Below are 8,550 nucleotides of genomic sequence, written 5' to 3'. Positions count from 1 at the left end.
TCAGGCCCGGCGCCAGGCTGAAACTGCACGCCCGGCCGCCCGGCAACGCCGCCGCCAGATCGATGGCGTAGCGCTGCGGATCGAGCCAGTGGCCCGCGCCGCCGGCGCCGCAAGCGCCACTGATCGGGGCCGGCGCCGTGCCGCCCAGCGCGACCATCGGTGTCCCAAAGCGTACGACGATCTGGCGCGGTGCGGCCACGGCGCCCTCCGGCGAAAAGCCGATCACCCCCGGTCGCGCCTGCCCGATCAGCGGCGCCGCGGCGAGGCCCAGCAGCAGCCCGATGGCGGCCACACGCCGCGGCAGCGTTGAAGGGGGAGTCGGCATCGGCCAAGCTTGCCGGGAAGCGGGCGGGGCAACAAGGGACGTATTTGAATTTGCCGATGTTTCGCCGCGCCTTTTTCCTGTCACGCTGGCCGGCTAGGCGATAAACATGATGCGCTTTGCTCTTGCCCCGCTGGTGTTGCTGCTGATGGCTGCTGCTCCCCTGAAACCCGCCGGCGTTCCGGCGCCCCCCCCGGCCCCGCCGATCATCATCGCCCACCGCGGCGCCAGTGCCGAGCGGCCGGAGCACACGCTGGCCGCCTATGAACGCGCCATCGAACAGGGCGCCGATTTCATCGAGCCCGACCTGGTGCCCACCAAGGACCACCAGTTGGTGGCACGGCACGAGAACGAGATTTCCGGCACCACCGATGTCGCCAGCCATCCCGAGTTCGCCGATCGCAAGACGACCAAGACCATCGATGGCGAGAGCATCACCGGCTGGTTCACCGAGGATTTCACCCTGGCCGAGCTGAAGACGCTGCGGGCGAAGGAGCGCCTGCCGCAGCTGCGTGTCGCCAACGCCGCCTTTGACGGCCAGTTTGACATCCCGACGCTGACCGAGATCATCGCGCTGGCCAAGGCGGCCTCGGCTCGCAGCGGGCGCACGATCGGCATCTATCCCGAAACCAAGCATCCCAGTTACTTCAAGGGCATCGGCCTGCCGATCGAGCCGGTGCTGCTGGCCGCGCTGAAGGCGGCCAGCTGGACCACGGCAGAGGCCCCGGTGTTCATCCAGAGCTTTGAAGTGGACAATCTGAAGGCCCTGAAAACCCAGACCGGCGTGCGCCTGATTCAGCTGATGGGCGCCAAGGGCAAGTCCGCCGACGGCTACGACTATGCCGCGCTGGCCAGTGCCGAGGGCCTGAAGCAGGTGGCAACCTACGCGGCCGGGATCGGCCCGGAACGCGTAATGATCATTCCGCGCGGACCCGACGGCAAGCTCGGCCAACCGACCAGCCTGGTGCGCGATGCCCACGCCGCCGGTCTGGAGGTTCACCCCTGGACCTTCCGGCCGGAAAATTACTTCCTCCCGGTCGATTTCATGCGCGGCAATGATCCGCGCGCCATCGGCGACGGCGAAGCCGAAATCCGCGCCTATCTCGCCACGGGTATCGATGGCCTGTTCAGTGACTCAACCGCCACAGCGGCGCGCGCGCTGGCCCAGCCCGAGCGCCGATAAGGGAAACTATGTGGCCTCCGGCGGGCAGGGGCTGAGCCCCTGCACCCACTTTCGTTTCTGGGCGGCGCTTTCACGTCGCGAGCCGTGCCGCAGGCGCAGTTCGAATGCCTGCGGCGCCAATGCGCGCTTGTTGAACAGGGGCTCTCGAAATCGAACGGGTGCAGGGACTGTGTCCCTGCCCGACGGAGGCCGCCCTTTCCTTAACGCTCCGGCCAATCCAGCACGAAATTGATGTGCGCTGCCGCGATGGGCTTGTCGCGTGAACCCTGCCAGGCCTGGGCGTGGACGTTGACGACGCGGCGGCCGAGCTTGGTGATGCTGGCGGCGGCGCGGGTTTCCTGGGTGGCGCCTTCGCGCATGAAATCGACGGTGACGGTGACCGGACGCACGCGCGGCAGGGCTTCGCCTTCGGGCTGGGTGGCGATCACGGTGAGGAGGCCGGCCAGTTCGAGCAGGCCGCCGATGGCGCCGCCGTGCAGCCGGCCGGGTGAGCCGATCAGCGTTTCGGCGAAGGGCATGACCAGCTGCAATTCGCCGTCCACATGTTCGAACGACAGGTCGAGCAGGGCGGCGTAGGGCAGCAGATCGAGCCGGCCCGATGGCTGCTGCAGCAAGGTGGCGAGGGCGGGCGACGTCATTGCCAGCCACCCTGCAGTTTCGAGGCGGCAAACATGAACGTGCCGGCGACATGCGCAATCGGATCGGCCGGGTCGCCATCATGGGCAAGGCCGCGCACGAAGGCGATCTGGCGGGTCATGCGATAGCATTCGCCGCGCGCTGTCACAGTGGCCTGCGGCTTGGGGCTGCGCACATAATCGGTGCGCAGATCCAGCGTGGCGTGCGGCTCGAACGCGCCGCGGGTGAGCATGGAGGCCATGCCGACGGCGGTGTCCATCAGCGTGATGATCGGCCCCGAGGCCCAGATGCCGTGATCGGGATCGACCAGCAGATGCGGGGCATAGGGCAGCTGCAGTTCCACCCAGTTATTGCCGTTGGCGATGAAGCGCAGGCCCAATTGCTTGTTGTGCGGCACGCGGCCGAGGAATGGCCCCATGAAGGCGCTGACCTGATCGGCAAAATCGCTCATGCCGTCTGCCCCTGGGACTGTCTCGCCAGCGCATCGATGCGCCCGATCATGGAGGCGAGGCCCTGCGTGCGGTTGGAGGAGAGATGCTTCGACAGGCCAAGGCCATCAAGCCGGGCCTTGATGGCGCCGGCGTCGATGTCGGCCGGGCGGCGGCCATCGGCCAACATCAGCACCAGGGCAACCAGGCCTTTCACGATGGCCGCATCGCTGTCGGCGGTGAAGTGCAGCGCGCCGTTCTCCAGGGTGGGGTGCAGCCAGACCTGGCTGGCGCAGCCGCGCACCTTGTTGGCGTCGGTCTTCAGGGCCGGGTCCATGGCCGGCAGGGCCTGGCCCAGCGCGATGATCAGCCGGTAGCGGTCGTCCCAATCGTCGAAGGCGTCGAATTCCGCCTCGACATCATCGAAAGTGGTGATGGCCATGGGCCTGCCCATGCGGTGCAGGCCCGGCCCGGTCAAGTGCGGTTAAAGGTCAACACCCGCCGCAATGGCTTCCAGCTTGCGGATGCGTTCCTTCAGGTCGGCCAGGTCGATGCGCTGGCCGATGGCCGGCAGCTCAGCCGTGTTGTTGGGCTTGGCTTCCAGTTCGCGCGTCTTCAGGCGCAGCCAGCCAGACCAGCCCCAGGCGGCAAAGCCGCCGACGAGGGTGAGGCCGGCCAGCGTGGCCGTGGACAGGATCAGGAGGGATTCAACCGGGGGCATGGCAAGTCTCCTCGCAACAGCGGGTTCAGTCGTTCTTCAGCGATTCGATTTCGTCAGACAGGCGCTTGGCCGGATCGGTGGCCAGGCGTTCGAGCACGCGGATACGCTCGTTGAGGCGGGCCACTTCGGCCTGCAGGCGCTGGTTCTCGCCATTGTCCTGGGCCGGCAGCACGCCCATCTTGGCGAGGCGGCGCTGCTCGCGGTTGCCGAAGCGGCCCGAAAACACCCGGCCAATCGTGACGATCAGCACGATCAGCACCACCATTTCAAACGGATTCATGTCCCTGTTTCCTTCTCTTCCGGCCGGGGGCGGGCCGGGTGGTTCAGTTCAGTTGCTTGGTGGCCAGGCTGTCGATTTCGGCGGCCAGGCGCGAGGGTTGATCGGTTGCGATGCGTTCCAGCACCGCCATGCGGTCCTTCAGGCTGCCCAGTTCGGCGCGCAGCTGGGCGTTTTCCTGGCTCAACAGCCGGATGCGCTCCATCGCTTCGCCGCCGCCGTTGGGATAGAGCGGCTTGCCCCAGCTGTTTTCCAGCGGGTAACCGTTCTTCACCTTCAGCCAGGTGGTGATCACCCAGGCGCCCATCGATGCGATGACGGCGGTGATGCCCACCGGAGCGATCGCTTCGATGATGTCAGGATTGATGGCCATCGCGGGCAGCCTTTCAGTTCAGTTGCTTGGGCGCGTCGCGCAGCGCTTCGATCTGCACGGCCAGGCCCTCGTTGCGATCGGTGACGATCCGGTTCAGCACCGCCACCCGTTCTTCTAGCGTGGCGATGCGGCTGGCATATTGGGCGGCCTGTTCGGCGGTGGCCGAAGCCGTGGCCTGCAGCTGCTTTTCCTTCAGGTCAGCCCAGCGGCGGAAGCCGGCAAGCAGGATGCCCATCAGCGGGATGGAGATGCCCAGGATCGGGATCAGGGCAAAGATCGAATCTTCGGTCATGGCACGATCCTCAACGCAGGGATTCGATTTCGGCGGTCAGCCGGGCCGGGGCATCGGTGGCGATGCGTTCCAGCACCGACAACCGCTCTTCCAGCCGACCGATACGCCCACGCAAAAGGTCATTTTCTTGGGCCAGCAACTGGTTCTGCCGCTCCAGTTCCGGGTTCAGCTTGTTGACCGTGCCGCCCCATTCGCCTTCCAGCGGATAGCCGTGGCGGGCGCGGATGGCCGTGGTGATCACCCAACCCACCATGCTCATCGCGATGATGGCGAGGACGAAGAGCGGACCTTCGAACGTCATTGCAGTGGCTCCCCTCAGCGGCGGGCGTTCAGCGCAGCTTCTCGATCTCGTCGGCGAGCTGGCGGCTTTCGCTGGTCAGGTGAAATTCCAGGTCGCGCAGGCGGCGATCGGCGTCGCGGAACTGGGCGTTGACATCGCGCAGGGTGCGCTTGGGCTGGACGCGAACATCGCGCCAGAACTCCATGCGTTCCGGGCTTTCGTCATACAGCATGGCGGGCTTGGAATTGGCGACCCAGCCGATGACGAGATAGGCGAGGATGGTCGATCCGCTGCCCAGGATGGCCCCAAGGGCGAAACCGATGCGGACGAGCGTGACATCCCAGCCGAAATAATCGGCGATGCCGGCGCAAACGCCCATGATCTTGCCATTGCGCTTGTCGAGGTAAAAGCGGGTGCGGCTGGCAGACATTTTCTTCTTCCCTGTTGGCTGGCGCGGGAACGAGGCCGCGCCAGGGAGGTGGGTTCAGCGGATGGCGGGCGCGACAAGCCCGATAATCAGGTAGATCAGGATCGGCGATCCAAAGCCGCAGATGGCGGCGAGGACGAAGGCGATGCGGACGAGCGTGGCATCGATGCCGAAATAATCGGCGATGCCGGCACACACGCCCATGATCTTGCCTTCGGGCTTGTTGATCAGGAACTGGCGGCTCATGGTCAGGGCCCTCCTTTCGGGCCGGTGTCAGCTCAACGGAGCTGGCGACGCTGTTCGGACAGGTCGGCGATCCGATTGTCCTTCCAGTTGGGGTTCTCGGCGGCAACGATGCGTTCGACGGATTCGATGCGCTGGTCGAGCCGGCGGGCGAGGTCATGCAGTTCATCCAGCAGCGCTTCATCCTGGCTGCTGATGCCGTTCTGGCTCTTCCACTTGGTCAGATAGTGGAGGATCATGCCCGGCAGGCCGATAAACAGCATGCCGACAACGGCGACGGCGGTGATTGCTTCTCCGGGGCCCATGTGATCAGCCTTCCGACTTGCCGAGGCGGGCCTTCATGGCTTCGAGCTCGGCATCCACTTCATCATTGCCCTGGAGGGCGGCGAATTCATCATCAAGGCTGCGCGGGCCGGCGAGGCCCAGGGCGTCAGCGCGGCCTTCGGCCATGTCGGCGCGGCGTTCCAGCACCTCGAAGCGGCTGAAGGCCTCTTCCACGCGCGGGCCGCGGATCATCTCGCGCAGCTTGGAACGCTGGGTGGCGCTCTCGATGCGGTTGAACAGCGCGTTCTGGCGGTTGCGGGCTTCGCGCAGCTTGGATTCGAGCTTGGCGATGTCCGCTTCGTTCAGCGCGAGCGTTTCACCCAGCAGGTCGATCTCCACCTGGGTGGTATCGATGAAGCTCTTGGCCTTGTTCTTTTCCACGAGCGCGGCCTTGGCCAGGTCTTCGCGACCCTTCGACAGGGCGAGTTCCGCCTTGTCCTGCCAATCCTTCACGGCCTGTTCGGCCTTGATCATGGCGCGCTTCATTTCCTTCTGGTCGGCGATGGTGCGGGCCGCAGACGCGCGAACTTCCACCAGCGTTTCTTCCATCTCCATGATGATCATGCGGATCATCTTGGCCGGGTCTTCGGCCCGGTCGAGAAGGTCGGTCACGTTGGCGGCGATGATATCGCGGGTACGCGAAAAAATGCCCATCGGTCGGATCTCCAGAAGTTCAAACTTGGCTTCAGTCAGCGTTATGGCCGGGGCCGGTTCCACTGCGAGGGGGCGACTCAGTGGAACCAGGGCCCCAGCCATCGTCGCGGTGTTCACGCAACGATATCGCTGTTGGCGGTCGGCGTCACCATGGCGGGGCCAGTGGCGGCGGCGACGAAGGTGGTGCCGATCAGCAGGGCGGCCATCAGGGCCACCAGGTTCCGGCTCAGGTTGTTTGCGAAGGTCGTCATTGTCGTTCTCCTGTTGTGTGGCGGCGGGGGGTGCCGCTCATGCCAGATGTATTGCATGGGTCGTGCCAAGTGCCGATGTTGCCGTAACATCTTGAAAAATAAAGAGCGAGGTGACGGCATCCATTTTTTTGGATGTCAAGAATTGCCAAACATCGGGAAAATGTGCCAACTTCTCGTATGGCCGCGCCAGCCCAGATGATTGGCTCCTCGCTGAGCTTCCTCGACGCCGTCGAGCGCGCCTCAGCGGCAGCCGCCTTGAACCGCCCGGTGCTGGTGATTGGCGAGCGCGGCACCGGCAAGGAACTGATCGCCGATCGCCTGCATCGCCTGTCTCCGCGCTGGTCGCAGCCGCTGGTCAGCCTCAACTGCGCGGCGTTGCCGGAAAACCTGATCGATGCCGAATTGTTCGGCTATGAACCCGGCGCCTTCACCGGCGCGCAGCGGGCCCGCGCTGGCCGCTTCGAGGATGCCGATGGCGGCACCTTGTTCCTCGACGAGATCGGCACCCTCTCCTCCCAGGCCCAGGAACGCCTGCTGCGCGTGGTTGAGTATGGCGAGCTGACGCGCCTGGGCTCCAACAAGCCGGTGACGGTCGATGTCCGGCTGGTGGGCGCCACCAACGAGGATCTGCCTGGCCTGGTGGCGCGCGGCCGCTTTCGCGCCGACCTGCTCGACCGGCTGAGCTTCGAGGTCATCACCCTGCCGCCGCTGCGCGAACGGGCGGAGGACATCGACATATTGGCGCTGCACTTTGCCCGCCGCATGGCGGCGGAGCTGGGCTGGCCGCGCTTTCCCGGCTTCACGCCCAAGGTCCAGGAGCAATTGGCGACCTGGCACTGGCCCGGCAATGTGCGCGAGCTGAAGAACGTGATCGAGCGCGCGCTCTATCGCTGGGGCGATTCGGAACGGCCGGTCGGGCAATTGGTGATCGATCCGTTCGAATCGCCGTGGCGCCCCAGATCATCGATGGTCCTGGGGCACGCAGGCCAGGTACCGGCCACCCCGGCCCCGCCCAGCATCAGCCCGGTTGATGATGCGTCCGCGATGCCGCCGCCCCGGCTGGACGGCATCACCGATCTGCGCGGTGCGGTATCGGCCTATGAGCGGGAGATCCTCGAGTGCGCGCTCGAAAAGCACCGCCACAACCAGCGCCGCACCGCTGCCGCACTCAATCTCAGCTATGACCAGCTGCGCCATGCCCTGAAGCGGCATGGGTTGCTGGGCGAGTGAAGCTCAGTCCATCTTCAGCCCGTGCCGGGCCAGCAGCGGGCCCTGGGCCAGCGTGAAGACGAAGATCGCCACCGTCACCCCCCACACCTTGAAGCTGAGCCAGTCGTCATAGCCCAGCATGCGCCGCGCCATCTCGTTGGCGGCCAGCAGCACCAGGAAGAAGATCGCCCAGTTGCGGGTGAGCAGCCGCCAGCCGGCGTCGGTGAGGCCGGGCAGCGCTTCGCCCATCACCAGCTGCAGCGTCGGCCGGCCGGTGGCGAGACCGCCGAACAGCAGCAGCGCGAACACGCCGTAGATGATCGAGGGCTTGAGCTGGATGAAGGCCTTGTCCTGCAGCCAGACGGTCAGCCCGCCGAACAGCACGACGATGACGGTGGTGAAGATCATGGCCGCCGGCAGATGGCGGGTTTTGCCCCAGTGCCAAAGCGCGGCGACCAGGCTGGCGACCACGAACACCGCGGTGCCAATCACGGCGCTGGCCACTTCGGCATCGGCCAGGCCGGTGATGCGGCCGCTTTCAAACAGCGACTTGCCGAGCTTGCTGGCCCCGAAGAACAGCAGCAGCGGCCCGAAATTGATCGCCATGCGGGCAGTGGTGGACAGGGTCGGGCGGTCAGCGGCGGGGGGCATGGCCACCCTGATAGCCAAAGATTGCCCCGGCGTCACCCGTGCGCCGGGGGTGACGAAGCCCGCCCGAGCCATTAAGCCGGGGCCGTGGTGGACGCACTCGTGATCGACAATCTGGCCTGCCGGCGTGGCGGGCGGCTGCTGTTTGACGCTGTGACGGCGCAGGTTCAGCCGGGCGGCGCCTTGCTGCTGACCGGGCCGAACGGCGCCGGCAAGTCATCGCTGCTGCGGCTGCTCGCCGGGCTGTTGCGGCCCGAGGCCGGCAGCGTGTCGGGCGGCGGC

18 protein-coding genes are annotated in these 8,550 nt (G+C 66.1%); 3 read left to right on the top strand and 15 right to left on the bottom strand.

Going from position 1 to position 8,550, the window contains the following annotated elements:
* Positions 1-325 (bottom strand): hypothetical protein (locus GJ693_RS11490; protein WP_156256442.1); only part of this gene is annotated, 325 nt, incomplete at its 3' end.
* A 106-nt stretch (positions 326-431) separates the two neighbouring features.
* Between GJ693_RS11490 and GJ693_RS11485 the strand changes: the two genes are divergently transcribed.
* Positions 432-1,505 (top strand): glycerophosphodiester phosphodiesterase, encoded by a 1,074-nt coding sequence (locus GJ693_RS11485; protein WP_156256441.1) that lies wholly within the window; start codon positions 432-434, stop codon positions 1,503-1,505.
* A 200-nt stretch (positions 1,506-1,705) separates the two neighbouring features.
* Here GJ693_RS11485 and GJ693_RS11480 read toward each other — a convergent pair whose 3' ends face one another.
* The 13 genes from GJ693_RS11480 to GJ693_RS11420 all read right to left on the bottom strand — a co-directional run bounded on the left by GJ693_RS11480 (position 1,706) and on the right by GJ693_RS11420 (position 6,411).
* The gene (locus tag GJ693_RS11480) at positions 1,706-2,143 is read right to left on the bottom strand and encodes a PaaI family thioesterase (RefSeq protein WP_156256440.1); all 438 of its coding nucleotides are present in this window, start codon (positions 2,141-2,143) and stop codon (positions 1,706-1,708) included.
* On the bottom strand, positions 2,140-2,592 hold the full coding sequence (locus GJ693_RS11475; protein ID WP_156256439.1) for a PaaI family thioesterase: 453 nt from the start codon (positions 2,590-2,592) through the stop codon (positions 2,140-2,142). The genes GJ693_RS11480 and GJ693_RS11475 overlap by 4 nt, the downstream gene beginning before the upstream one ends.
* Positions 2,589-3,011 carry a SufE family protein gene (locus tag GJ693_RS11470; protein WP_156256438.1) on the bottom strand — a complete coding sequence of 141 codons (423 nt, stop codon included), beginning with the start codon at positions 3,009-3,011 and terminating at the stop codon, positions 2,589-2,591. The genes GJ693_RS11475 and GJ693_RS11470 overlap by 4 nt, the downstream gene beginning before the upstream one ends.
* A 42-nt stretch (positions 3,012-3,053) precedes the next feature.
* Positions 3,054-3,290 (bottom strand): hypothetical protein, encoded by a 237-nt coding sequence (locus tag GJ693_RS11465; RefSeq protein ID WP_156256437.1) that lies wholly within the window; start codon positions 3,288-3,290, stop codon positions 3,054-3,056.
* Between the two features lie 25 nt (positions 3,291-3,315).
* Positions 3,316-3,570 (bottom strand): hypothetical protein, encoded by a 255-nt coding sequence (locus tag GJ693_RS11460; RefSeq protein WP_156256436.1) that lies wholly within the window; start codon positions 3,568-3,570, stop codon positions 3,316-3,318.
* Between the two features lie 43 nt (positions 3,571-3,613).
* Positions 3,614-3,940 carry a hypothetical protein gene (locus GJ693_RS11455; protein WP_197042141.1) on the bottom strand — a complete coding sequence of 109 codons (327 nt, stop codon included), beginning with the start codon at positions 3,938-3,940 and terminating at the stop codon, positions 3,614-3,616.
* A gap of 13 nt (positions 3,941-3,953) precedes the next feature.
* Positions 3,954-4,232 (bottom strand): hypothetical protein, encoded by a 279-nt coding sequence (locus tag GJ693_RS11450; RefSeq protein ID WP_156256435.1) that lies wholly within the window; start codon positions 4,230-4,232, stop codon positions 3,954-3,956.
* Between the two features lie 10 nt (positions 4,233-4,242).
* On the bottom strand, positions 4,243-4,533 hold the full coding sequence (locus GJ693_RS11445) for a hypothetical protein (protein WP_156256434.1): 291 nt from the start codon (positions 4,531-4,533) through the stop codon (positions 4,243-4,245).
* 28 nt (positions 4,534-4,561) lie between these two features.
* Positions 4,562-4,942, bottom strand: a complete 381-nt coding sequence (gene pspC, locus GJ693_RS11440; protein ID WP_156256433.1) for an envelope stress response membrane protein PspC — start codon at positions 4,940-4,942, stop codon at positions 4,562-4,564.
* 54 nt (positions 4,943-4,996) lie between these two features.
* Positions 4,997-5,185, bottom strand: coding sequence for a PspC domain-containing protein (locus GJ693_RS11435; protein ID WP_156256432.1), 189 nt, complete (start codon positions 5,183-5,185; stop codon positions 4,997-4,999).
* Between the two features lie 32 nt (positions 5,186-5,217).
* Positions 5,218-5,487: an envelope stress response membrane protein PspB gene (pspB, locus tag GJ693_RS11430; RefSeq protein WP_156256431.1), complete on the bottom strand. Its 270-nt coding sequence runs from the start codon at positions 5,485-5,487 to the stop codon at positions 5,218-5,220.
* A gap of 4 nt (positions 5,488-5,491) precedes the next feature.
* Positions 5,492-6,160, bottom strand: coding sequence for a phage shock protein PspA (pspA, locus tag GJ693_RS11425; RefSeq protein ID WP_156256430.1), 669 nt, complete (start codon positions 6,158-6,160; stop codon positions 5,492-5,494).
* Between the two features lie 113 nt (positions 6,161-6,273).
* Positions 6,274-6,411 carry a hypothetical protein gene (locus tag GJ693_RS11420; RefSeq protein WP_156256429.1) on the bottom strand — a complete coding sequence of 46 codons (138 nt, stop codon included), beginning with the start codon at positions 6,409-6,411 and terminating at the stop codon, positions 6,274-6,276.
* Positions 6,412-6,588: 177 nt separating this feature from the next.
* On the opposite strand from GJ693_RS11420, the gene pspF reads away from it, so the two are divergent.
* Positions 6,589-7,641: a phage shock protein operon transcriptional activator gene (gene pspF / locus GJ693_RS11415; RefSeq protein ID WP_156256428.1), complete on the top strand. Its 1,053-nt coding sequence runs from the start codon at positions 6,589-6,591 to the stop codon at positions 7,639-7,641.
* 3 nt (positions 7,642-7,644) lie between these two features.
* On the opposite strand, the gene GJ693_RS11410 is transcribed toward pspF, so the two are convergent.
* Positions 7,645-8,271: an inner membrane-spanning protein YciB gene (locus GJ693_RS11410; protein WP_197042140.1), complete on the bottom strand. Its 627-nt coding sequence runs from the start codon at positions 8,269-8,271 to the stop codon at positions 7,645-7,647.
* Between the two features lie 84 nt (positions 8,272-8,355).
* On the opposite strand from GJ693_RS11410, the gene GJ693_RS11405 reads away from it, so the two are divergent.
* A partial coding sequence (locus GJ693_RS11405) for an ATP-binding cassette domain-containing protein (RefSeq protein WP_156256426.1) occupies positions 8,356-8,550 on the top strand: 195 nt, incomplete at its 3' end.

The sequence above is a fragment of the Sandarakinorhabdus oryzae genome, assembly GCF_009733735.1.
GTDB classification, from domain to species: Bacteria; Pseudomonadota; Alphaproteobacteria; order Sphingomonadales; family Sphingomonadaceae; genus Sandarakinorhabdus; species Sandarakinorhabdus oryzae.
This window is presented reverse-complemented; position numbering and strand designations above follow the sequence as displayed.

Excerpts from the sequence above, each read along its gene's own strand:
- GJ693_RS11485 (WP_156256441.1), top strand. The coding sequence starts at position 432 with ATGATGCGCTTTGCTCTTGCCCCGCTGGTGTTGCTGCTGATGGCTGCT.
- GJ693_RS11480 (WP_156256440.1), bottom strand. The coding sequence starts at position 2,143 with ATGACGTCGCCCGCCCTCGCCACCTTGCTGCAGCAGCCATCGGGCCGG.
- GJ693_RS11475 (WP_156256439.1), bottom strand. The coding sequence starts at position 2,592 with ATGAGCGATTTTGCCGATCAGGTCAGCGCCTTCATGGGGCCATTCCTC.
- GJ693_RS11470 (WP_156256438.1), bottom strand. The coding sequence starts at position 3,011 with ATGGCCATCACCACTTTCGATGATGTCGAGGCGGAATTCGACGCCTTC.
- GJ693_RS11465 (WP_156256437.1), bottom strand. The coding sequence starts at position 3,290 with ATGCCCCCGGTTGAATCCCTCCTGATCCTGTCCACGGCCACGCTGGCC.
- GJ693_RS11460 (WP_156256436.1), bottom strand. The coding sequence starts at position 3,570 with ATGAATCCGTTTGAAATGGTGGTGCTGATCGTGCTGATCGTCACGATT.
- GJ693_RS11455 (WP_197042141.1), bottom strand. The coding sequence starts at position 3,940 with ATGGCCATCAATCCTGACATCATCGAAGCGATCGCTCCGGTGGGCATC.
- GJ693_RS11450 (WP_156256435.1), bottom strand. The coding sequence starts at position 4,232 with ATGACCGAAGATTCGATCTTTGCCCTGATCCCGATCCTGGGCATCTCC.
- GJ693_RS11445 (WP_156256434.1), bottom strand. The coding sequence starts at position 4,533 with ATGACGTTCGAAGGTCCGCTCTTCGTCCTCGCCATCATCGCGATGAGC.
- pspC (WP_156256433.1), bottom strand. The coding sequence starts at position 4,942 with ATGTCTGCCAGCCGCACCCGCTTTTACCTCGACAAGCGCAATGGCAAG.
- GJ693_RS11435 (WP_156256432.1), bottom strand. The coding sequence starts at position 5,185 with ATGAGCCGCCAGTTCCTGATCAACAAGCCCGAAGGCAAGATCATGGGC.
- pspB (WP_156256431.1), bottom strand. The coding sequence starts at position 5,487 with ATGGGCCCCGGAGAAGCAATCACCGCCGTCGCCGTTGTCGGCATGCTG.
- pspA (WP_156256430.1), bottom strand. The coding sequence starts at position 6,160 with ATGGGCATTTTTTCGCGTACCCGCGATATCATCGCCGCCAACGTGACC.
- GJ693_RS11420 (WP_156256429.1), bottom strand. The coding sequence starts at position 6,411 with ATGACGACCTTCGCAAACAACCTGAGCCGGAACCTGGTGGCCCTGATG.
- pspF (WP_156256428.1), top strand. The coding sequence starts at position 6,589 with ATGGCCGCGCCAGCCCAGATGATTGGCTCCTCGCTGAGCTTCCTCGAC.
- GJ693_RS11410 (WP_197042140.1), bottom strand. The coding sequence starts at position 8,271 with ATGCCCCCCGCCGCTGACCGCCCGACCCTGTCCACCACTGCCCGCATG.